The organism is Achromobacter sp. ES-001, assembly GCF_019448355.1.
GTDB lineage: Bacteria > Pseudomonadota > Gammaproteobacteria > Burkholderiales > Burkholderiaceae_B > Achromobacter > Achromobacter spanius_B.
In genome coordinates this window covers 3,332,625-3,353,624 of sequence record NZ_CP079940.1, presented here as the reverse complement: position 1 = coordinate 3,353,624, position 21,000 = coordinate 3,332,625, and the positions used below count along the sequence as shown (strand labels likewise).

Here is a 21,000-nt window from a genome sequence, read left to right as displayed (position 1 = left end):
CGGTTACATCACAGCCTGTTGCGCGGCCGCCAACAGGTCATCGGCATGCACCATCAGCTCGCGCACGAGGTACAGCTGCGGGTACTGATTCAACACGCCCGCCCACTGGGGCGATGTCAACAACGACTGCCAGACGGCTTGCAGCCCGCGTGTGTCGGCCGGCCGCCCTTGGGCAAGCTCGCTGGCGTAGGCCACGCTTGCGGGCGCGGATAGCAGTTGCATGCGGCAGGCGGCGTTAAGCAGGCGCGGCGCGGGGTCGGCCGGCGCGTCGCTGCAATACAGCACGGCGCCGGACAGGTCGGTGTCGCCGGTGGGCAAGGCGGCCAGGGACGCGCCGCGTATCGGCACGGGGCCCTGGTGGGTGTGAAACGGATACGTCATGCCCGGTTCGGCCTGTGCCAGGCGCGCAAGGCCGCGCAAGAGCCGGGCGAAGTCGGTGCTGGCGGCGTCCACGGAAGCCTTGGCTTCGACAAGCAGGCAGACGTCCCAGGCGGCGGGCGGGGCGGCGGGCGCGTTCGGCACGTTTGGCGCATCCACACGGCGCAGCAGCGCGGCGTCCCATTCGCTTTTGGCGCGGTCGGCATCGCCGGGCAATGCGGGCGGCACGCGCATTGACGTCACGACGCGGTAGGCGGCGTTGCCGTGCGGCGCCGCGTTGAGTCGGTCTGCCAGGGCTTGCAGCGCCTGTGAGGCGCGCGCTTCGACCGCCGCGCCGCGCTGCTGCGCGGCCACGCCTTGTGCCACGGCCCCGGGGCTGCCCGAGCGGGGGCCGTTGCGGTTCCATAACGCCTGGTAGCGCCGTACCCAGGGATCCAGGGCCAGCTCGTCCAGGCGTTGCAAGCGTTCCAATGCGGCGCCGTCGCGCAAGCGGGACAGGCTGCGCGCCAGGGCGAGGTCGTTGGTGGGGTCGGTGGCGGGGTCGGAGGCTGGGGCGTTGGCCGAGGCGTTGTCAGGGGCGTTGGCTGCGGTGTTGTCGGGGGCATTGGCCGGGCCGTCGGCAAGGTCTTTGCCTGGGTCGCTAGCTGTGCCCCGCAGCGATTCCAGTTGCGCCACCGCAGCCGCCAGCGCGGGCCACGACGCGGCCGAGGCAGCCGCCTGAAGCCGGGCCAACACTGTGCGCAGCGCGCCGGCGGGCATGCGTTCCAGCTTGGCGGGGTGGGCGATGGCGTTGACGGCGGCGACTACGTCGCGTCGGTCGGCCTCGGCCCCAGCGGATAAGGAGGCGTATTCGCGGACCTGCGGCGCCTGGTGGCGCAGCACCATCGCCTGGATGGCGGGGTCGCCCTGGTCAGGGCGCATGGCTTCATGGATCAGTTGCGCCAGCGCGTCGATAAAGCACTGCTTGACCGAGGCCGGCGGGGTGTCGTCGCGGGCCAAGGCCTGGCGGGCTTGGTCAATGGCCACGGCCAGACGGGTCGCGCAATGGCGCTGTGACGACACGGTTGGGTCCATGTCGCCGGCCAGGGTGGCCGGCACCCGATAACGTCGGGCGACGATGCGTAGCGTTTCGTCCAGCAAGGCAGGGCGCGGCGGCAAAGGCATGGGAGGCTAGGGCGATCGGGGCGTTTTTCTGATGGGGCGCCCGTAAGCCTAGCCTGTTGACGCCGCGCGCGCCAATCGCCACCGGGAAACCCGAAACCAGAACCCGAAACGCGGGCGGATCCCCTTGACCGCGCCCGCCGTCGATCACTTGAACAGCGCGGCGTTCTCTTCCAGCACGGTGTCGGCGCATTGCGCATCCAGGTTGCCGCCGGGTGCGCCGGCCACGCCGATGGCGCCGATCACGTTGCTGCCTGCCTTGACCGGCACGCCGCCGCCCAGCAGCAGAAAGCCCGGGATGTCGGTCAGGTTGGCGGCGCCGGGGTTCTTTTGCGCGTTTTCCATCATCGTCAGCGTGGGCGTCTTGGCCGACACCGCCGTGAAGGCCTTGGCGCGGCTGGCCTCGATCGTGTGCGGGCCGGCGTTGTCGGCGCGGGCAAAGGCCTTGAGCAGCCCGGCGCGGTCCACGACCGAAGCGCTGACGTTGTAGCCCTTGGCCTGGCAGGCGGCGACGGTGGCGGTGGCCAGCTTCTGCGCATCGGCCATCGACAGGTTGCTTTCCGTCAGTACGGCGGCGTGGGCGGCGCCGGCAAAGGCCAGGGTGGACAACAGGGTGGCTAGGGTGACACGGTTCATGGTCTGCATCCTTTGATTTCAGAGCGTTCGGTAGGAGCAGTCAGTGTGGCCAAATCCGGCGTTGCGCGGTATACGCCCGACTACGCGCGCGCCTCCGTAGGCTTACGGAGGCCCTGGCGCGCGCTCGTCGAGCAGGGTGGCGTATTGGCGGATCAGTTGCGCCAGCGAGTCGGCTTCCAGCTTGGCGAAGACGTTGGCGCGATACGTTTCGACGGTGCGCGGCGACAAGTCGAATTCCCGCGCGATTTCCTTGTTGCTCATGCCGCGCACGATGCGTTCCAGCACCTCGTGTTCGCGGCCGGACAGGCGCGCCAGCCGGTCGGCGGCGGCCTGCGTCACGGCCAGCCTTTCCCGGCTGGCCACATGCGTGCGCACGGCGGCCTGCACCGCGTCCAAAAAGACATCGTCGTCCACCGGCTTTTGCAGGAACTCCATGGCGCCGCCCTTGAAGGCGCGGCGGCACAGGTCCACATTCGCGTGGCCGGTCAACATGACGACGGGCAGGTCGGACTGGTCGGCCAGGCGGCTCAGCACGTCCAGGCCGCTGATGCCGGGCATGCGGATGTCCAGCACGACGCAACCGATAGCGCTGGCGGGCAGCGCCGACAAAAAGGCCTGCGGGTCGGCAAAGCCGCTGCTGGCCAGGCCCACGCTGCGCAGCAGCAGCGCCAGCGCGTCGCGCACGGCGTCGTCGTCGTCCACCAGGTACACCCGGGGTGACAGTTCGGGCGTGCGGTTGGGCGCGGGGTTGGGTGCGGGGTTCATGCGGGGCTCTTGTTGCAAGGCAGGCTGACGGTGAAACACGCGCCCGAGGGTTTGAGGTTGTGCGCGGCCACGCTGCCGTCCATCGACCCGGCCAGCGTTTCGCACAAGGCCAGCCCCAGGCCCATGCCTTGTGCCCGCGTGGTGTAGAACGGGGTGAACAGCCGCGGCAGTGCGTCGGCGGCAATGCCGGGGCCGTTGTCGCTGATGCTGAACCGGTAGACGTCGCCCGAGGCGCGGCTGTCCAGCCGGCCTTCCAGCTGGATCACTCGGGGGCCGTCAGTGCCGGCCAGCGCGTCGGCGGCGTTTTGCACCAGATTGTGCAGAATCTGTTCCAGTGCTACGCGGTCGCCCAGCGGCCGCGCGCCGGGGCTGGCGTTGTGCCAGACAAGGCGAATGCCCTGCCGGGCGAGTTCGCTTTCCCGCAGAAAGCGTAGCGCGGCCACCAGCGCGTCGGGGTCCAGCGCTTCGCGCCGCGCGGGCGGGCGGGGTTGGACCAGCGCGCGCATGCGGCTGATGATGTCGGCCGCGCGCTTGGCCTGCTCGGCGCTGGCCAAGAGCGCGTGGCGCACGGCGGGGCGCTCGTCCTCGTCGTCCAGCATGCGTTGGGCGGCGCGCGTCTGCGCCAGGATGGCGGTCAGGGGCTGGTTCAATTCATGGGCGATGCCGGCGGCCATTTCGCCCAGCGTGCCCAGGCGCGCCATCGCGGCCAGCCGCGCCTGTTCCTGCTGGCGGCGGGCCTCGGCGCGGGAACGCTGCCACGCGGCGGCGCCGGCCACCAGCAGCGCGCTGGCAAGCGCCCACGCGGTCCATGCCGTCCAGGGCCAATAAGACGGCGTCAGGGTGCGGCTGCTGCGCATCTGAAACGGTTGGCTGGCCGCGCCCAGCGGCTTTTGCAGCGTCATGGGCAAGCCGCGCGCGTCCTCGGGCTGCTTGTCCAGCAGCGCCAGCGGGCGCTGATCCACCAGCAGGCTCAGGTTGCTGAGGTTGGGCGGGAAGTCGGCGGGCGGCACCAGTTGGCGGGCATCGATCAACAGGCTCCAGCTGGACGGCGCGATCAGCCAGTAGCGGGCGGCGTCCAGCGGCAATGTCACCGGCCGGCCCAACTGCGTGGCGCGCGTCACGGCGGCGGACAGATCCGGCGGCGGCGGCAGGCTGCCGGCCCACGCGCCATCGGCCAGATAGCCCAAGCCCAGCAGCTGCGGCATGGCCGGGTGCAGGCTGGGGTAAAGACGTTCGGGGGTGGGCGGATGCGACAGGGCCGTCAGCGTGGCCAGCACGGCCTCGTGCTGCACGGTCTTCTGGCTCAACATGCGCTGGGCGATGCTGGTGCTTTGAAAGAAGCGGTCGTGCTGGTCCAGGTATTCCTGGCGGGCGATCCAGGCGGCGCCCAGCAAGAACAAAACCAGCCAGCAGAGGAGGGCGCGGGAGCGCGATAGGGGATTCACGCGTGAAATTATGCCTTGCGGCAAGCGCGCCCCGACATCCGTAGGGTTACGGAGGCGTGGGTTACGAAGGCAATGGCTTCGGGGGCGATGGCTTCGGGGTCGACGGCTTCGGCGGCGATGGTCAGGGAGGCGATGGTTACGCAGGCGTCAGGCCGCGCGCTGGGGGGCATGTCCGCCGGTGTCACCCTGCGAACTTGCCGACACCGCCATTTGATACAGCGCCGCCACCAGGTCCGACTGCGTCACCAGCCCCTGCAAGGTGCGCGAAGCGTCCAGCACCGGCACGCAATGCACGCTGTCCGACATGGGGCGGGCCAGTTCGATCACGGGCAGGCCGGGCGTGGCGAAGGGCACTTCGCTGCGCATGCAATCGGCCACCAGCAGTTCTTGGGCAGGGGTGCCGTCCGGCATGGCGACCAGCGGACGCGTCTTGCGCGCCAGCACGTCCGCCTGCGCGACCATGCCCGCGTAACGACCGGCTGCGTCCAGCACCGGCAAGGCTTGCAGCCGGTGCTTGTCGAACAGGCGTACGGCGTGGTCCAGCGGGACGTGTTCCTGCACGGTGACGACGTCGCGCGACATGATGTCCGCGCACGAAACGTCGCCAAAGCGGCGTACGCTGGCGCGCAGCTCGGCCGCCAGCACGATGTCTTCCAGGTCTTCCTTGCTGATGTCCAGCAGTTCGCCGCGCTGCGCCAGGGCTTCGTCCAGGTCGGCGCGGGAAAAGCCCAGGCGGGTGCTGGGCGCGGCATCGCGTGTGTGGTGGCTTTGCGCGGGGTCGGCGTGGCGGCGCGGGTAGTTGCGCTTGAAGGCGCCGTTGAACGCCACGGCAATGCACAACAGGATCAATGAATTCAAGCCCACGGGCCAAAGGGCGAAGCCATAGCCCAGGGCGGCCACCGGCGGCCCGCCCAGCACGGCCGTCAACGCCACCGCGCCGCTGGGCGGATGCAGGCAGCGCAGGCTGAACATGGCGCCGATGGACAAGGCCACCGCCACGGCGGCCGCCACGCCTGGCACGGGAATCATCTGCGCGCAAAACACGCCGATCAGCGCCGACACCAGGTTGCCCGCCATGATGGACCAGGGCTGCGCCAGCGGGCTGGCCGGCGCGGCAAACAGCAGCACGGCCGATGCGCCCATGGGGGCGATGAACCAGGGGCTGGCCGCGCCCAGCGCGTGTCGCCCCACCCATTCCGTGCAGAACAGCCCGACCAGCGCGCCCAGCACGCCAACCAGCTTTTCGCGCCCGTTGACGCCCACCGGCGCTGGCGCGAATGCGCTCAGCCAGCGCTTTAATGCCACACCCAAAACGATCTCCTCGCGCGCTCGAAATATGTCGCGGGACGACAATTTATCACGCGGCGCGGTGTGGGCCGGTTATGAACTTATGGGCAGGGCAGGCGGCAGGGGCGGCACAGGAGGCGCGCTTGCCCCTGGCGCCCGTTAAGCCGTGTCGTCGCCGATGCGCGCCAGCAGGCGGCCCAGCAAGGGCCGCATGGCGCGCAGTTCTTCCAGGTGCGAGGCCGACAGGCTTTCCAGCAAGCGTTCGGCCTTGGGCGTCAGAATGACTTCTACGCGGCGCCCATCTTCGGGATCCGCCACGCGGCTGACCAGGTCCAGACGCGCCAGACGGCCGACCAGCTCGGCCGCCGTATGCGGCCGGATCAACAGTCGGTCGGCAATTTCACCGACATACAGGCCGCGCCGGTCGGGCGCGTTTTTGCGCGTGCCCTTGATGGCCAGCAGGGTTTGATGCTGCTGCGGCGTCAGCGCCAATTCGGCGGCGGCGCCTTCGCTGAACGCGGCGAACGTGCGCAGCGCGTAGCGAAAGTCGGCCAACAGCTCGTAGTCGGCGGGGGACAGCGGAGTGGGGGACGGAGACGTTTTCACAAGCGCAATTCTAATATATGTCGTGATACGATATAAATAAGCGAAACCGAACCCGTTCTTGCACTCCCATGCCTTCATCGTCCACCCCCTCAATGCCCGCAACATCGCGCGCGTCTGCCACCTTGCCGACGGCCGCGGCATCTACGGCTTTCCCGACGTCTCCATTGTCCCCGCCGTCCCAAACGTCCCCAACGTCGCCAACGTCCGAAACGTCGCCACCGTCCCCACCGTCCCCACCGTCCCAATCGTCCCCGCCGTCCCCATCGTCCCCAACGTCTGGCCGCCCCGAACCCGGCGCATCCACCCGCGCCCACCGCCTGGGCGACTTCACCACTGACCGCCGCGTGGTGATGCTGATGGTGCTGGCCGTGCCGGTGGGCCTGGCCAGCGTGCTGGCCGCGTGGGCCTTGCTGCGGTTGATCGCCCTGTGCTCCAACCTGGCCTACCACGGCCAGTTTTCCTTTGTCGACCAACCCATCACGACCGGTGCGCTGGGCTGGGCGTCCGTGGCCATTCCGGTCGTGGGCTGCCTGATCATCGGCTTGATGGCGCGGTACGGCTCCGAGAAGATTCGCGGCCACGGCATACCGGAAGCGATGGAAGCCATATTGATCGGCAAGAGCCGCATCCAGCCCAAAGTGGCGGTGCTCAAACCCGTGTCGTCCGCCGTGTCGATCGGCACCGGCGGGCCGTTCGGCGCGGAAGGGCCCATCATCATGACGGGCGGCGCCATCGGGTCGCTGTTGGCGCAAACCATCCACCTGGACGACGGCGAGCGCAAGACCTTGCTGGTGGCGGGCGCCGCCGCCGGCATGACGGCCATCTTCGCCACGCCGCTGGCCGCCATTCTGTTGGCGGTGGAATTGCTGCTGTTCGAATGGAAGCCGCGCAGCTTCCTGCCGGTGGCGGTCGCGGCCATGGTGGCCGCCGCCGCGCGCGCCTTCATGCTGGATGCCGGGCCGATCTTTGCCTATGCCGGGGCCTTGTCCTTTACGCCGGGCCACCTGCTGGCGTGCGCGGCGGTGGGCGTGCTGGCCGGCCTGGGCTCGGGCGTGCTGACGTCCTTGGTGTACGCAGCCGAGGACCTGTTCGAAAAACTGCCTTTGCATTGGATGTGGTGGCCCGCGTTCGGCGGGCTGGCCATCGGCATCGGCGGCCTGATCGACCCGGCGGCACTGGGCGTGGGCTATGACAACATCCGCCACCTGCTGGCGGGCGACCTGGCGTTGCAAGCCGTGCTGGTGTTGCTGGCGGTCAAGGTGGCGATCTGGTCCATCGCGCTGGGCTCGGGCACCTCGGGCGGGGTGCTGGCGCCCTTGCTGATTTTTGGTGGGGCGCTGGGCGCGCTGGCCACGCCATGGCTGCCACAGGCCGATCCCGGTTTCTGGGCCCTGGTGGGCATGGCAGCCATGATGGGCGGCACCATGCGCGCGCCGCTGACCGCAACGCTGTTCGCCGTCGAACTCACCGGCAACCTGAGCGCGTTGTTGCCCGTGCTGGCGGCCTGCGTGTTCGCCTACGGCATGACGGTGCTGCTGTTGAAGCGGTCCATCCTGACCGAGAAAATCGCACGGCGCGGGCATCACGTCAGCCGTGAATACCATGTGGATCCCTTCGAACTGCTGCGCGCCGAAGCGGTGATGACGCATCCCGTTGAAACCTTCGCGGCAAGCATGACGGTGGCGCGGGCCATTGCCCATTTCACGACGCTGGGCCACGTGCATACCAGCTACCCGGTGGTGGACGACGATGGCGTGGTGGTGGGCACGGCGACTCGCGCGGATTCGCTGGCGTGGGCGTTGGAGGAAGCCGAGGACACGCGCACCCTGGCCGATGCGCTGGTCGGGCGCGAGCCGGTGCTGGGGTATCCGGACGAACTGGCCAGCCGCATCGCCGACCGCATGGCGCTGTCCGGCGTGGGGCGAGTGCCAATTGTGGACCGCGCCAGCCACCGCTTGCTGGGGCTGGTGGGCCGGCGCGACCTGTTCCGCGCGCGGGCTCAACGGCTGCGCGATGAAACGCGGCGCACGGCGTATTTCCGCCGCGCTTGCTGACCGTTGCTGTGCTTTTGGACCGCCGCCGCGATTGCCGCTTTCAGACGCGTTTCCTGTTTTCAGACGCGCCAATCGCAGCGGGGGGCGCGTCCCGCTTTCAGACGCCCCTGTCGCAGCTGCCCGCGCGTCCCGCTTTCAGACGCGCGACGTCGCTACGTGCCGCTTGCCGCCCGCAGCTGCCACAGCACGTCCAGCACATGCTGGGTTGACCGTTCCACTTTTTCGGCCCGATGCGCAATGCCCAGCGGCCGCCACAATGCCGGGCGCAACGCGCGCATGATGATGCGCGCGTCTGCCTGTGGCGCGGTGGCTTCGTGCGGCAGCAGGGTCGCGCCGTAGCCCGCCGCCACCAGGCTCTTGATGGCATCGTTGTAGTTGAGCTGGATGCGCGCGCGCGGGTTCAGCCCGGCGGCGGCAAACCATTCACCCGTCTGGCGCGACAGCCGCGTGGTGGCGTCATTCAGGATCAGCGGGCGGGTGGCCAGCCACCCGGGCGTGACGCGTGCCGGCGCGCTCCAGCCGGCCGGCAAAAACGCCATGACCGGATCACGCCGCCACGGCTTGATCACCAAGCCATCGATAGGCGGTTGCGGCAACGCCACCAGGCCCACGTCAAGGCTGCCATCGTTCAAGCGCTGCAAGGTTTCCTGCGACGTCAGTACCGCCACCTGCACGTCAATGCCGGGGTGATGCTTGCCCAGGGTTTCCAGCGCACGCGGCAGCAGATGCGCGATGGCGCCGGTGGATGCGCCCAGCCGTACGCGGCCGGACAAGCCCTGCACCTGTCGCTGTACATCATCCAGCGCCTGATCGGCTTCGGCCAGCAAGCGGCGCGCGCGTTCCAGCAGCGTGTCGCCGATGGCGGTGGCGCGCACCTGGCCACGCTTGCGCGTCAGCAGCGGCGCGCCCACGCGGGCTTCCAGGTCGGCCACGTGCAGGCTGACGGTGGGCGGCGCCAGGTGCAAGGCCCGCGCCGCCTCGGCGAAGGAACCCAGGTCGGCAATAGCAACCAGGGTGCGCAGCCGGTCTAGGCTGATTTCACGCATGAGGTGATCTTCCGTCGTTCAGAAAAGATGAATTTGACGGTCATGATATTCGACTTTTCTTATGCATGGCGCGGGTCGATGATACGGCTTGCACCCAGCCCCCATTCCTTTTCCTGACGGAGCAGCCATGACCCAACCCCTAGTCTTTATCGACGGCGACCAAGGCACGACCGGCCTGCAAATCCATGAACGTTTGAATGGCCGCACCGACCTGCGCTTGCTGACCTTGCCGGCCGCCGAGCGCAAAGACGCCGCCCGCCGCGCCGAAGCCATCAACGCCAGCGATGTGGCTATCTTGTGCCTGCCCGACGAGCCGGCGCGGCAGGCGGCGGCATCCGTCGTCAACCCCGCCGTGCGCGTGATCGACGCCAGTTCGGCGCATCGCACGACGCCGGGTTGGGTCTATGGGTTTCCGGAAATGGCGGCGGGCCAGGCGGACGCCATCGCGCGGGCCAAGCGGGTCAGCAACCCGGGTTGCTATCCCACCGGCGCCATCGCCTTGCTGCGGCCCTTGATCCAGGCGGGGCTGGTGCCCGCCGACTATCCGGCGGTGGTGCATGCCGTGTCGGGCTATTCGGGCGGCGGGCGCGCCAGTGTGGACGCGTACGAAGGCGCCGATGCGGCGTCCCAGCCCGCATTCCAGCTGTACGGCCTGGGCCTGGCGCACAAGCACACGCCCGAAATCGAAGCGCATGCCGGGCTGACGCAGCGGCCCGTATTCGTGCCCGCTTATGGCGCGTTCCGCCAGGGCATTGTGCTGACGATTCCGCTGCAACTACGGCTGCTGCCGGCCAGCGTCACCATCGCGCAGTTGCATGACGCCCTGCAACAGCACTATGCGGACACAACGCACGTGCAAGTGGTGGCGCCGCAAGACGCCGCCACCCATACGAATCTGGATCCGCAAGCGCTGAACGGTACCAACGACCTGCGGCTGGCCGTCTATGGCAGCGCGCAGCATGGACAGGTGTTGTTGACCGCCGTGTTTGACAACCTGGGCAAGGGCGCGTCCGGCGCGGCGGTGCAGAACCTGGACTTGATGCTGGCGGCGATGGGCTGAGGCCCGCTGGGCAGGATGGGGGCACGGGCTGCGCAGCCACTTTCAGTGACCGCGTAGCCTGGGCTTCGTCGCCAAGGCCACGCGGTTGGGGCAATGTTGCGGTGGCGACGCTTCTGTCGCGTCGTCAGTGCGGCGTGCTTGCCCCGTGCCTGCCTACCACTTCATTTCGCCCTTGGCGACCTTGGCGCTCAGTTCCAGCGACGCGGCGCCGCCCGCTTGCGGGTATTGCGCCTTCATGGCCGCGATCAGCGCCGCGCTGTCGGCGGCCTTGGCGGTTTGCGCGTCAAACGCGCGGATATAGCCCTGCGTGTAGCGCACCGATTCCAGCGTCAGCGGCGCGCCGGGAGCGTAGTGGCCGGGAATGACCGTGACCGGCTTGAGCGCTTCGATGTGTTGCAGCGTGGCCAGCCAGTCTTTATGCGACTGCGGCGTCTGCGTGTCCGCCATCCACACGTGCAGATTGCCGAACACCACAACGCCGCCCACCACTGCCTTTAGCGACGGAATCCACACATAGCTGCGGTCAGGCTGCGCGCCGTCCAGGCCGGTGATTTCAAGCTGATGACCTTCCAGCGTGAGGGAGTGGCCGGCCAGCACCTGCGGGATCACGGCCTTGGCCGGCGCATCCGCGCCCAGCTTGGGACCCCAGAACGCCAATTTGCCATCAACGGTTTCCTTGATGTGCCGCACGGTCGGCTCAGTAGCAACAACGCGCACGCCCGGGAAGGCTGCCAACACGGTGTCCAGGCCGAAGTAGAAGTCAGGATCGCCGTGGCTGATGTAGATGGTGGTCAGCGTCTTGCCGCTGTCACGCACCATCGCCACCACCTTTTCCGCCTGCGACTTGCCAAATTGCGCATCAATCAAAATGGCATCGCGCTTGCCGGCGACCAGGACGGAAGACACCGGAAAGATGGCGTCGTTGCCCGGGTTGAAATGGGTCAGCGTCAGGTCCGTGCCGGCGGCGCGGGCGGGGGCATTCAGCACGGGGGCGATCAACAGCGCCAGCGCGGCGGTCTGTAGCAGGCGGCGTGCGAAAGGGAAGAGGGTCATTGCGGCTCGCAGGGTGGGGTCAGGGAAGCGGCCAGTCTAGTGGCGTGAATCCCGTCGATCTATCCCTGTCTTTGCCAGAGTCTGTTGCGCGCTTCGAGCAGATCAGGCGCGGTCCGCCAAGGCGGCGTCCGGCGCGGCGTCGGCCAGCGTGGCCTGGACCTGCCGCCGCAGCCACATCGTGCCTGGGTCGCTCTCGAAGCGCGCATGCCAGTGCACGGTGACCGACAAGGGCGGCAGCGCAATCGGCAGCGGCCGGATCTCAAACGCCTTGTCGCGGTTGAACCAAAGCGCTGCGCGATGCGGCAGCGTCACGGTCAGATCGGTGCGCCGCACGATCTCGGCGGCGGCCGAGAAGTGCGGCAGCGTCAGGTACGGCTGGCGTTGCAAGCCCGCTTCGCCCAGCACATCGTCCAGCAGCCGGTGGGCGCTGGCGCGCGAGGCCACCAGGATGTGATCCAGCCGCTTGAACTGCCCGCGCGTCAAGCCCGCCGACAGCACGGGATGGCCGCGCCGCCCCATGCAGGCATAGCGTTCACTGAACAGGTCGGCGTGGCACGTATGGCGCGCCAGCCCGGCCAGGTTGCCAATGGCCAAGTCCACCTGGCCGTCCTTCAAAGCCTGCGGCAGTTGCTCCAGCGGAACCTCAAGCACCTCGACCCGCAGGCGCGGCGCCAAGGCGTGCACGCGTTCCATCAGCGGCGGCAAAAACACCATTTCGCCGATATCCGACATCGACAGCCGAAACCGTCGGGTACTGGTGGCGGGGGTGAACTGTTGGCGCAGGCTGACCGCCTCGGCAAAGCTGTTCATGCCGCGTTCGATGGGGTCGGCCAACGCAAACGCCACCGGCGTGGGCTGCATGCCGGTGGCGGTGCGCACGAAAAGCGGGTCGTCAAACTGTTCGCGCAAACGGGCCAGCGCGTAACTGACGGCCGGCTGAGTCAAGTTCAGCCGTTGCGCCGCGCGCGTCACGCTGCGCTCGTGCAGCACGGTCAGGAAAACCCGCATGAGATTCAAGTCGAAGTCCACGCATGCCCCTGATATCAATCGCATTTATAAGATAAATAATACCCATAAATTTGACACATAAATAGTTGATTCCTAGACTAATTTCACGCTACACACCGGCCGCGACGTGCCTGCACGCTGATGCGACCGCAACTACACAAGAGTGCAACGGGGGAACCGTCGTCATGCATGCGTTGACATTACCGTCGCTGTTGGTGGAACAGGCGGCCCGCTTGGGAGACCGCCTGTGGGTGCAGGCGCCGGGCGGTGCGTTGCGATTTGGCGATGCGCCGGCGCATGCGGCAAGCTGGGCCGCGCGGCTGGCTGCCGCGGGCGTCAAGCGCGGCGATCGCGTGGGCCTCATGGCCGGCAACCGTCATGAGTTCCTGTCGATAGTGTTGGGTTGCGGCTGGCTGGGCGCGGTGGTGGTGCCCATCAACACCGCGTCGCGCGGCATGCAGTTGCAGCACATGTTGGGCAACAGCGGATGCGTGTTGTTGGTGGCGGACGCGGCGTCCTGTCCGTCCGTGGCGGCGTTGGCGTCGCTGTCGCACGCTGGGCAGCCGGCGCAACCAGTGGAATCCGTGCAGGACGCGCAACCCGCGCAACCCGCGCAACCCGCGCACCCCGCGCCTGCCGGTCGGCAACCCGCGCACGATGCGCCGTTGGCCCTGCGCGCGATCTGGTTGCTGGATCCCGCCGACCCCGATTGCCAATTGCCCGTACCCGCCAGCGCGCCGCCGCCGGCCCCGCACGCCGACACGCCGCCATTGCCTGCCGCCACGATCCAGCCGGGCGACATGCTGGCCATTCTGTATACGTCGGGCACGTCTGGCCCGTCCAAGGGCGTGTGCTGTCCGCACGCGCAGTTTTATTGGTGGGGCAAGATCGCCGCGCGCAATCTGGAAATCTCGGATGCCGACGTGCTCTACACCAGCCTGCCGCTGTTTCACACCAACGCCCTGAACGCCTGCTTCCAGGCGTTGGTGACGGGCGCGTCCATCATCTGCGACGAACGGTTTTCGGCCAGCCGTTATTTCGACCGCCTGCAAGCCACGGGCGCCACCGTCACGTATCTGTTGGGCGCCATGGTGCCGATGTTGCTGGCGCAAGAATCCCGCCCGTCAGAACGCGGACACCGCACGCGCATTGCCTTGGCGCCCGGCGTACCCGAACGCTTTCATGCCGTGTTCGCCGAGCGCACCGGCATGGCGTTGCTGGAAGGCTATGGGTCCACGGAAACCAACTTTGCATTGGGCGGCGTGCTGGCCGACCAGCGCGCGGGCACGATGGGCCGGGTGGCGCCGGAATTTGACGCCATCGTCGCCGACGAACATGACGCGCCCGTGCCGGATGGCGAACCGGGCGAACTGCTGCTGCGCGCGCGTCCGCCGTTTGCGATTGCCACCGGCTATTTCGGCATGCCCGACAAGACCGTCGAAGCCTGGCGCAACCTGTGGTTTCACACGGGCGACCGCGTCGTGCGCGATGCCGATGGCTACTTCCGCTTTCTAGACCGCATGAAAGACGCCATCCGCCGCCGGGGCGAGAACATTTCGTCGTACGAAGTGGAACAGGTGCTGCTGTCGCACCCCGCCGTCGCCACGGCGGCGGTGTACGCCGTGCGTTCCGAATTGGCCGAAGACGAAGTGATGGCCGCGCTGGTCTACAAGACCGGTCACGCGCCCACGCCCGAAGGCCTGCTTGATTTTTGCCAGCCCCGCATGCCGTATTTCGCCGTGCCGCGCTACGTGCGCGTGCTGGACGATCTGCCGCGCACCGAGAACGGCAAGGTCCGCAAGTTCCGTTTGCGGGAAGAAGGTATTACCGGCGACACCTGGGACAGGGATGCGGCCGGTTATCGCGTGGCGCGCTGACGCGCCATTCATCCATTCAAAAATCCAAGGGGCGGCAATGACGATGGCATACAAAGGGGCGGCGCTGTCCGCCGACGACGAAGCAAAGCGCAAGCGAACCCGGCGCGTCGTGGCGGCATCCGTCGCGGGCAACGCGATGGAGTGGTACGACTTTTTCATCTACGGCACGGCAGCCGCGCTGGTGTTCGGTGACCTGTTCTTCCCGAAGGGCACAGACCCCTTGCTGGGCACCATGGGCGCGTTCGCGGGCTTTGCCGTGGGATTTCTGGCGCGCCCGCTGGGCGGCGTGATCTTCGGCCACATCGGCGACCGCTACGGCCGCAAGCTGGCGTTGGAATGGACGCTGGGCCTGATGGGCGCGGCCACGTTCCTGATCGGGCTGTTGCCCACGTACGAGCAGATCGGCTTCTGGGCGCCGGTGGCGATGGTGGTGCTGCGCGTGTTGCAGGGCGCGGCGGCGGGCGGTGAGTGGGGCGGCGGCGTGCTGCTGATCAGCGAAGCCGTGGGCGGCAAGCGGCGCGGCTATTTTTCGTCGTTCAGTCAATTGGGCGTGGCGGGCGGCTTCGTGCTGTCGTCCGGCATTTTCATGCTGGCGCAGCAATTGCCCAAGGACATGTTCATGAGCTGGGGCTGGCGCCTGCCGTTCCTGCTTAGCGTGCTGATCTTTGGCGTAGGGCTGTACATCCGCAAGCACATTCCGGAAAGCGAGGAATTCGTGCAGGCCAAAAAAACGGCCAAGCGCGGCATGCCGGCCGTAGAGGTGTTTCGCCGCTATCCGCGTCAGGTGCTGACGGCGATGGGCTTGCGCGTGGCGGAAAACGGCGGCTCGTACATTTTCCTGGCCTTTGCCCTGGCCTATGGCAAGTTCCTGGGCATCTCGAATGATGTGATGCTGGGCGGCGTGCTGGTGTCCATGTTCATCGAACTGGGCACGCTGGTGTGGTTTGGCCATCTGTCCGACCGCATCGGGCGGCGCGCGGTGTATTTGATCGGGTCCGTCGGCCTGGTGCTGGTGGCGTTTCCCTTCTTCTGGATGGTGCAGACCAAAGAGCCGCTGTGGATTTTCCTGGCGTTCTTCCTGGGCAACACCGTGTGCCACGCCGCCATGATCGGCACGCAGCCCGCGTATTTTGCCGAGCTGTTCCCGGCCGAAGTGCGCTACACGGGCTTGGCGTTGGGGCATGAACTGGCGTCGGTGTTTGCCGGTGGCCTGTCGCCGTTGATTGCCATGGCGCTGCTGCGCAAATATGAATCGGCCACGCCCGTCGCGTGGTTTCTGGTGGGCATGGCGGCCATCACGGTGGTGACCTTGCTGCTGACCCGTAACCCGCCCAGGCAGGATACGGAATGAGCCCGGCCGGCACAGACGGGCCCGGCATCGTCGCGGTGGGCGAAACCCCCGCGCTGCGCCATCCCGACGCCGCGTGCACCACGGCGGGCTTGATGGCACAGGCGGTGGGGCAGGCGTTGCGCCACGCGGGCCTGTCGCCCGCCCAGGTGGATGGGCTGGGCGTGGCATCGTTCACGTTGCGGCCGGATCGCGCCATCGACCTGGCCTGGCAGCTGGGGCTGCGGCTTCACTGGTGCATGCAGGATGAACTGGGCGGCGCCAGCGCCATCAACCTGCTGCGGCAGGCGTGGCTGGCACTGCAATCGGGGCAGGCGCGGACCATTGTGCTGGTGTCTGGTGACCATTTCACCGGCGCGGACTTCGCGCAGCTGGTGCGCGGATACAACCGCAGCGCGCAGGACTATCTCAGTCCGCTGGGTTGCCAGGGTCCCAATCCCTTGTTCGCAATGCTGACCCAGCGGCAGATGGCCCAAACGGGGCTGCGCCGCGAAGACTACGGCGCGCTGTGCGTCGCGCAGCGCGCCTGGGCCGCCGACAACCCCAACGCCGCTTATCGCGCGCCGTTGACGCTGGCGCAGTACCTGGACGCGCCGATGGTGGCGCCGCCGTTGGGCCGGCTGGATTGCGTGCCGGTTGTCAGCGGGGCCAGCGCCCTGGTCTTGCAGGCCCGGCCCACGGGTGTGCACCTGCGGCTGGTGTCCAGTGGCGCGCGCTATAACCACGACCAGCAGGAAGGCGACGGCCTGCAAACCGGCGTGGCCGAGCTGGCCGACGGGCTGTGGCAAGAGGCGGGAATGGGTCCCGAAGACATGGATGTGGTCAGCGTGTACGACGACTATCCGGCGATGGCCGTGGCGCAGCTTTGCGACCTGGGCTATGCCGACGCAAACGACTTGCCCGGGTTCATCGCCCGCCGTATCGCCACGCGCCAGTTGCCCGTGAACACGGCGGGCGGGCAGTTATCGGCCGGGCAGGCCGGGACGGCGGGCGGCATGCACGGCGTGGTCGAAGTGGCGCGGCAACTGTTGGGCCAGGCGGGTGCACGCCAAGTGCCGGGCGCACGGCATGGCGTCGTCACCGGCTACGGCATGGTGCAGCTGCGCTACGGCATGTGCGCCAACGCCGCCGTCTTGAGCCGGGAGGAATCATGAGCCTGCATGTGCACGAATGCCGCGCTTGCGGCCATCGCGTCTATCCCGCCCGCCTGTGGTGCCCGGCGTGCGGCCACGACGGCGCCCAGACGGTGGCGGTGAATGAGGGCGAGGTGCTGGCCTGGACGACGCAACCCAGTGCCAAGGAGGGCGCGGACACCGCCGTCGCCATTATCGGGACGGCGCGTGCACTGCCCGACGGGCCGGTGTTGGTGCTGCGGCTGCAAGACAGCCCGACGCATATCGGCCAGCGCCTTCGACTGTCCGAGCGCACGGTAGCCGGACGCGCGCTGCCCTGGGGGGCGCTGTAGGCAGTCAGTCACCCGCGCTAGCCACATCGGCGGCGCGCGCGCTTGCTGCCCGCGTCGCCTCTACCCGCTGCGCCAGTGATGCGGCCGACAGCTCGCCCACGCGCACATCGATCACGCGCCCTTGAGCGTCCAGGAACAGCGTGGCGGGCAGCCCGCGGTTGCTGAATTCGCGCGATGCTTCGGCGCCCGGGTCGATCAGCACGTTACGCAACGTCGGCGCATGGTCCTTCAAGAACCGCGTCACCTCGGGCTTGGCCTCGGCCTGGTTCAGAAAGACGAAGTTGACGTCCGGATTGGCGGCCTGCGCGGCGGCAAAGGCGGGCATCTCGCGACGGCAGGGCGGACACCAGCTGGCCCACAGGTTGATCACGGTAGGCTTGCCGCGAAAGTCGGACAGGTCGGCCATCGCGCCGTTCATGTTATGGACGAATATATCGGTCATCTCCGGATGCGCCTGCGGCGTGGGCGCCAGCCAGCGGCTGCCGCCGAGCCAGGTTGCGCTGGCCAGGGCCAACGCGCCCAGCAACGCCGCGCGCGGCGCGTGCCGGCGTAGCACCACGGCCAGCGCATAGACCCAGGCCGCCGCCAGCCCGGCCATGCCGTTCCAGCCGCCGTCGCGGATGTCCAGGATGTTGATGGGGTCGGGCAGGTAACTGTTTCGGTAGCGCCAGACGAAAGCCAGCCGGGCGACCAGCAGCCCGATGATCAGCGCGCGCCACAAGACCGTGGACAGGCGCGCGGCCTCGTCTTGCCGGCGGTTGATCAAACGCGCCGCCACTATCGCGACAAGGCCGGCGACGATCAACACCGCCAGTTCGGTGGGAAATACCAGGGGGCCGATACGGATGGCGGGGCTCATCTGTCGACCTTGGCGGTCAGCGGGTGTTGCAAGGTAAAGCGGATTCGGTCGCCCGCGATGCGCAGCGCCTGGACGGCAGTGGTGCCGGGCAGCGGCATCGGGCCTTGCGCCACGAAGCCGTGGCCATCGATATCGCGCTGAAGGCGGTCGGCTGCGTCGTTCATACCGGAGGATGGCGCTGTGTCAGCCGGGTTGGCCGCGTCAGCCCGGTCGGCCGCGTTGGCCCCGGGCGCGTTCTCCGCCTCTTCGCGGGCGGCGAACAATGCCGCGTAGGGCGCGAAGTCGGGCATGGGCGTGAAGCTGCCTTCCATCACGGCGCCCGTGCCCGTGCTCACCTCTGCCACGCCGATGAGGCGACCGCCGTTGTCCTTGATGTTCAGTTGCATGCCTGTCCTCCGTGTGTATACCGTGGGCTCCGGGTGTTCCGGGTGTTCCCCGCGTTCCCCGCGTTCCCCGCAGCCCAGCCGCTCCAAGCGGCCAAAGCCTAGCATGGCTTGCATTCCTTCCCGGCCCGCGCTGCCGCCTTGACATCTCGTTCCCACGTCTATCCTGGCCGCCCCGGGCGCTTTCCGGCACGGTCTTGCAGTAACGCTAAAATGGCGGCTCGCGGCTGACCGGCCAGCCATTCCGGCATTCTTATTCCGCATTCTTATTCTTACGCTTCGCACACCTGAACCCATGAAAAAACTGACTGCTGTTTTCCTCGTGTCCGCAACCACGATGCTGACCGCCTGCGGCCCCAGCGATGACGCCAAGCCGACCGCGGGCGCCCAAACGCCGGCCGTCGCCAAGAAGGTCGTGGTGGGCCTGGATGACAACTTTCCGCCCATGGGCTTTCGCGACGCCAGCAACCAGATCGTCGGTTTTGACATCGACATGGCCAAGGAAGCCAGCAAGCGCCTGGGCATCGAAGTCGAATTCAAGCCCATCGACTGGAGCGCCAAGGAAGCCGAGCTGAACGGCAAGCGCGTCGACGTTCTCTGGAACGGCCTGACCATCACCGAAGAGCGCAAGAAGAACATCAGCTTCACCGCGCCGTACATGGCCAACCACCAGATCATCATCGTGGGCACCGCATCGCCCATCAAGGTCAAGAACGACCTGGCCGGCAAGACGGTCGGCGCGCAGGACGGCAGCAGCGCCACGGACGCCATCGCCAAGGATCCGGTTGCCGCGCAGATCAAGGACGTGAAGAAGTTCGGCGACAACGTCACCGCGCTGATGGACCTGGCCGCCGGCCGCCTGGACGCCATCGTGGTGGACGAAGTGGTGGGCCGCTACCTGATCAGCAAGCGTGCGGGCGAATACCGCGTGCTGGAAGAAAACTTCGGCACCGAAGACTACGGCGTCGGCGTGCGCAAAGACGACACCGAGCTGCTGGGCAAGCTGGACAAGACGCTGGATTCGATGAAGCAGGACGGCACCGCCGGCCGCATCGCCACCCAGTGGTTCGGCGCCAACATCATCAAGTAAGCGGCGCGCGACCTCTCTTAAATGGACTACGTTCTCTCTCTGTTGGGGCCGATGGCGGAAGGCGCGAAAGTGACCTTGACGCTGTTTTTCATCACCTTGGCCCTGGCAGTGCCGCTGGGGTTGGTGCTGGCCCTGGCGCGCATTTCGAAGTGGCCGCTGCTTAGCAACCTGGTCAACGGCTACATCTGGCTCATGCGCGGCACGCCGCTCATGCTGCAAATGCTGTTCATCTACTTCGCGCTGCCTTTCGTGCCGGTGGTGGGCGTGCGGCTGCCGGACTTTCCGGCGGCCGTGGTGGCGTTTGCGCTGAACTACGCCGCGTACTTTGCCGAGATCTTCCGCGCGGGCATCCAGTCGGTGGACCGGGGCCAGTACGAAGGCAGCAAGGTGCTGGGCATGACCTATCTGCAAACGCTGCGCCGCATCGTGCTGCCGCAGATGGTGCAGCGCGTGTTGCCCCCGATGAGCAACGAAACCATCACGCTGGTCAAGGACACGTCGCTGATCTACGTGCTGGCGTTGAACGATATCCTGCGCACCGCGCGCGGCATCGTGCAGCGCGATTTCACCACCACGCCGTTCCTGGTGGCCGCCGCCTTTTATCTGCTCATGACGCTTGTCCTGACGTGGTTCTTCCAGCACATGGAAAAGCGCTATGCCAAATATGACCAGTAACCAGCCGCTTGCCGCGGGCACCGCCGGCACCCCTGGCGCCCGCCCGGTCATGATCCAGGCCACCCACATCACCAAGTCCTTTGGCGCCAACCGCGTGCTGGACAAGGTTTCGCTGACGCTGGGCCAGGGCGAGGTGGTGGCGGTGATCGGCCCGTCCGGCTCCGGCAAAAGCACCTTTCTGCGGTGCCTGAACCACCTTGAGACCATCGACGAAGGCAGTATCGAGGTCGAAGGCGAAGTGATGGCGCGCGCCGTCGACGGCGGCCGCAGCCACTACGCCAGCGACGCCGAGGTGCGGCGCATCTGCCGCAAGATGGGCATGGTGTTCCAGTCGTTCAACCTGTTCCCGCACATGACGGTGCTGCAAAACATCATCGAAGCGCCGATCACCGTCAAGGGCATGAGCAAGGCGCAGATCATCCCCAAGGCGGAAGAACTGCTGCGCAAAGTCGGCCTGCTGAACAAGCGCGACAACTATCCCACGCGCCTGTCGGGCGGCCAGAAGCAGCGTGTTGCGATTGCCCGCGCGCTGGCCATGGAGCCCGACATCATGCTGTTCGACGAACCCACCTCGGCGCTGGACCCGGAACTGACGGGCGAAGTGCTGCGCACCATGAAGCAGCTGGCCGACGAACGCATGACCATGCTGGTCGTCACGCATGAAATGGGCTTTGCGCGCGAAGTGGCGCATCGCGTCATCTTCATGGACGAAGGGCGCATCGTCGAAGAAGCGCCGTCGGCCGCGTTCTTCAGTGCGCCGCAACACGCTCGCAGCCGGGAATTCCTGGCCCACATGCTGTAAGC

General features: G+C 67.5%; 20 protein-coding genes. 9 read left to right on the top strand and 11 right to left on the bottom strand.

Going from position 1 to position 21,000, the window contains the following annotated elements; genetic code table 11:
• Positions 1 to 3: 3 nt before the first annotated feature.
• The 6 genes from KYT87_RS15065 to KYT87_RS15040 form a co-directional block, all read right to left on the bottom strand.
• Positions 4 to 1,542 (bottom strand): 3-deoxy-D-arabino-heptulosonate 7-phosphate synthase, encoded by a 1,539-nt coding sequence (locus KYT87_RS15065; RefSeq protein ID WP_219990230.1) that lies wholly within the window; start codon positions 1,540 to 1,542, stop codon positions 4 to 6.
• 144 nt (positions 1,543 to 1,686) lie between these two features.
• On the bottom strand, positions 1,687 to 2,175 hold the full coding sequence (locus KYT87_RS15060; protein WP_120157497.1) for a heme-binding protein: 489 nt from the start codon (positions 2,173 to 2,175) through the stop codon (positions 1,687 to 1,689).
• A gap of 102 nt (positions 2,176 to 2,277) precedes the next feature.
• Entirely contained in the window at positions 2,278 to 2,940 is a 663-nt protein-coding gene (locus KYT87_RS15055) for a response regulator transcription factor (protein WP_046807314.1), read from the bottom strand.
• Entirely contained in the window at positions 2,937 to 4,385 is a 1,449-nt protein-coding gene (locus tag KYT87_RS15050) for a sensor histidine kinase (RefSeq protein WP_046807313.1), read from the bottom strand. Before KYT87_RS15050 ends, KYT87_RS15055 begins: the two co-directional genes overlap by 4 nt.
• A 147-nt stretch (positions 4,386 to 4,532) precedes the next feature.
• Complete coding sequence (locus KYT87_RS15045; protein ID WP_219990229.1) at positions 4,533 to 5,696, bottom strand: HPP family protein; 1,164 nt, start codon at positions 5,694 to 5,696, stop codon at positions 4,533 to 4,535.
• Positions 5,697 to 5,831: 135 nt separating this feature from the next.
• Positions 5,832 to 6,278, bottom strand: coding sequence for a MarR family winged helix-turn-helix transcriptional regulator (locus tag KYT87_RS15040; RefSeq protein ID WP_219990228.1), 447 nt, complete (start codon positions 6,276 to 6,278; stop codon positions 5,832 to 5,834).
• Positions 6,279 to 6,628: 350 nt separating this feature from the next.
• Here KYT87_RS15040 and KYT87_RS15035 point away from each other — a divergent pair, with 350 nt between their 5' ends.
• The gene (locus KYT87_RS15035; RefSeq protein WP_219992678.1) at positions 6,629 to 8,332 is read left to right on the top strand and encodes a chloride channel protein; all 1,704 of its coding nucleotides are present in this window, start codon (positions 6,629 to 6,631) and stop codon (positions 8,330 to 8,332) included.
• A 152-nt stretch (positions 8,333 to 8,484) separates the two neighbouring features.
• Here KYT87_RS15035 and KYT87_RS15030 read toward each other — a convergent pair whose 3' ends face one another.
• On the bottom strand, positions 8,485 to 9,378 hold the full coding sequence (locus tag KYT87_RS15030; protein ID WP_219990227.1) for a LysR family transcriptional regulator: 894 nt from the start codon (positions 9,376 to 9,378) through the stop codon (positions 8,485 to 8,487).
• Positions 9,379 to 9,505: 127 nt separating this feature from the next.
• Here KYT87_RS15030 and argC point away from each other — a divergent pair, with 127 nt between their 5' ends.
• On the top strand, positions 9,506 to 10,438 hold the full coding sequence (gene argC, locus KYT87_RS15025; protein ID WP_219990226.1) for an N-acetyl-gamma-glutamyl-phosphate reductase: 933 nt from the start codon (positions 9,506 to 9,508) through the stop codon (positions 10,436 to 10,438).
• A 153-nt stretch (positions 10,439 to 10,591) separates the two neighbouring features.
• Here the strand turns inward: argC and KYT87_RS15020 are convergent, their stop codons facing one another.
• Both KYT87_RS15020 and KYT87_RS15015 read right to left on the bottom strand, forming a co-directional pair.
• Complete coding sequence (locus tag KYT87_RS15020; protein ID WP_104145915.1) at positions 10,592 to 11,491, bottom strand: MBL fold metallo-hydrolase; 900 nt, start codon at positions 11,489 to 11,491, stop codon at positions 10,592 to 10,594.
• Positions 11,492 to 11,593: 102 nt separating this feature from the next.
• On the bottom strand, positions 11,594 to 12,520 hold the full coding sequence (locus KYT87_RS15015; RefSeq protein WP_223265061.1) for a LysR family transcriptional regulator: 927 nt from the start codon (positions 12,518 to 12,520) through the stop codon (positions 11,594 to 11,596).
• A 164-nt stretch (positions 12,521 to 12,684) separates the two neighbouring features.
• Between KYT87_RS15015 and KYT87_RS15010 the strand changes: the two genes are divergently transcribed.
• From KYT87_RS15010 to KYT87_RS14995, 4 genes are read left to right on the top strand one after another with little or no spacing between them, the layout of a single operon-like run.
• Positions 12,685 to 14,376, top strand: a complete 1,692-nt coding sequence (locus tag KYT87_RS15010; RefSeq protein ID WP_219990225.1) for an AMP-binding protein — start codon at positions 12,685 to 12,687, stop codon at positions 14,374 to 14,376.
• Positions 14,377 to 14,413: 37 nt separating this feature from the next.
• Positions 14,414 to 15,727: an MFS transporter gene (locus KYT87_RS15005; RefSeq protein ID WP_046807305.1), complete on the top strand. Its 1,314-nt coding sequence runs from the start codon at positions 14,414 to 14,416 to the stop codon at positions 15,725 to 15,727.
• Positions 15,724 to 16,878, top strand: coding sequence for a thiolase family protein (locus KYT87_RS15000; protein ID WP_219990224.1), 1,155 nt, complete (start codon positions 15,724 to 15,726; stop codon positions 16,876 to 16,878). Before KYT87_RS15005 ends, KYT87_RS15000 begins: the two co-directional genes overlap by 4 nt.
• On the top strand, positions 16,875 to 17,189 hold the full coding sequence (locus tag KYT87_RS14995; protein ID WP_219990223.1) for a Zn-ribbon domain-containing OB-fold protein: 315 nt from the start codon (positions 16,875 to 16,877) through the stop codon (positions 17,187 to 17,189). Before KYT87_RS15000 ends, KYT87_RS14995 begins: the two co-directional genes overlap by 4 nt.
• Positions 17,190 to 17,193: 4 nt before the next feature.
• Here KYT87_RS14995 and KYT87_RS14990 read toward each other — a convergent pair whose 3' ends face one another.
• Positions 17,194 to 18,048, bottom strand: a complete 855-nt coding sequence (locus KYT87_RS14990; RefSeq protein WP_219990222.1) for a TlpA disulfide reductase family protein — start codon at positions 18,046 to 18,048, stop codon at positions 17,194 to 17,196.
• Positions 18,045 to 18,434 (bottom strand): hypothetical protein, encoded by a 390-nt coding sequence (locus KYT87_RS14985; RefSeq protein ID WP_219990221.1) that lies wholly within the window; start codon positions 18,432 to 18,434, stop codon positions 18,045 to 18,047. Before KYT87_RS14985 ends, KYT87_RS14990 begins: the two co-directional genes overlap by 4 nt.
• A 292-nt stretch (positions 18,435 to 18,726) precedes the next feature.
• Between KYT87_RS14985 and KYT87_RS14980 the strand changes: the two genes are divergently transcribed.
• The 3 genes from KYT87_RS14980 to KYT87_RS14970 are packed head-to-tail and all read left to right on the top strand — an operon-like array spanning position 18,727 to position 20,998.
• Positions 18,727 to 19,521: an amino acid ABC transporter substrate-binding protein gene (locus tag KYT87_RS14980; protein ID WP_046807300.1), complete on the top strand. Its 795-nt coding sequence runs from the start codon at positions 18,727 to 18,729 to the stop codon at positions 19,519 to 19,521.
• 21 nt (positions 19,522 to 19,542) lie between these two features.
• Positions 19,543 to 20,196: an amino acid ABC transporter permease gene (locus KYT87_RS14975; RefSeq protein WP_006219374.1), complete on the top strand. Its 654-nt coding sequence runs from the start codon at positions 19,543 to 19,545 to the stop codon at positions 20,194 to 20,196.
• Between the two features lie 49 nt (positions 20,197 to 20,245).
• Positions 20,246 to 20,998: an amino acid ABC transporter ATP-binding protein gene (locus tag KYT87_RS14970; protein WP_046807336.1), complete on the top strand. Its 753-nt coding sequence runs from the start codon at positions 20,246 to 20,248 to the stop codon at positions 20,996 to 20,998.
• The last annotated feature ends 2 nt before the right edge of the window (positions 20,999 to 21,000 follow it).

Bases quoted from the DNA above. Each gene is read 5' to 3' on its own strand.
- KYT87_RS15065 (WP_219990230.1), bottom strand. From the start codon at position 1,542: ATGCCTTTGCCGCCGCGCCCTGCCTTGCTGGACGAAACGCTACGCATC.
- KYT87_RS15060 (WP_120157497.1), bottom strand. From the start codon at position 2,175: ATGAACCGTGTCACCCTAGCCACCCTGTTGTCCACCCTGGCCTTTGCC.
- KYT87_RS15055 (WP_046807314.1), bottom strand. From the start codon at position 2,940: ATGAACCCCGCACCCAACCCCGCGCCCAACCGCACGCCCGAACTGTCA.
- KYT87_RS15035 (WP_219992678.1), top strand. From the start codon at position 6,629: ATGCTGATGGTGCTGGCCGTGCCGGTGGGCCTGGCCAGCGTGCTGGCC.
- KYT87_RS15030 (WP_219990227.1), bottom strand. From the start codon at position 9,378: ATGCGTGAAATCAGCCTAGACCGGCTGCGCACCCTGGTTGCTATTGCC.
- argC (WP_219990226.1), top strand. From the start codon at position 9,506: ATGACCCAACCCCTAGTCTTTATCGACGGCGACCAAGGCACGACCGGC.
- KYT87_RS15020 (WP_104145915.1), bottom strand. From the start codon at position 11,491: ATGACCCTCTTCCCTTTCGCACGCCGCCTGCTACAGACCGCCGCGCTG.
- KYT87_RS15010 (WP_219990225.1), top strand. From the start codon at position 12,685: ATGCATGCGTTGACATTACCGTCGCTGTTGGTGGAACAGGCGGCCCGC.
- KYT87_RS15005 (WP_046807305.1), top strand. From the start codon at position 14,414: ATGACGATGGCATACAAAGGGGCGGCGCTGTCCGCCGACGACGAAGCA.
- KYT87_RS15000 (WP_219990224.1), top strand. From the start codon at position 15,724: ATGAGCCCGGCCGGCACAGACGGGCCCGGCATCGTCGCGGTGGGCGAA.
- KYT87_RS14995 (WP_219990223.1), top strand. From the start codon at position 16,875: ATGAGCCTGCATGTGCACGAATGCCGCGCTTGCGGCCATCGCGTCTAT.
- KYT87_RS14990 (WP_219990222.1), bottom strand. From the start codon at position 18,048: ATGAGCCCCGCCATCCGTATCGGCCCCCTGGTATTTCCCACCGAACTG.
- KYT87_RS14985 (WP_219990221.1), bottom strand. From the start codon at position 18,434: ATGCAACTGAACATCAAGGACAACGGCGGTCGCCTCATCGGCGTGGCA.
- KYT87_RS14980 (WP_046807300.1), top strand. From the start codon at position 18,727: ATGAAAAAACTGACTGCTGTTTTCCTCGTGTCCGCAACCACGATGCTG.
- KYT87_RS14975 (WP_006219374.1), top strand. From the start codon at position 19,543: ATGGACTACGTTCTCTCTCTGTTGGGGCCGATGGCGGAAGGCGCGAAA.
- KYT87_RS14970 (WP_046807336.1), top strand. From the start codon at position 20,246: ATGATCCAGGCCACCCACATCACCAAGTCCTTTGGCGCCAACCGCGTG.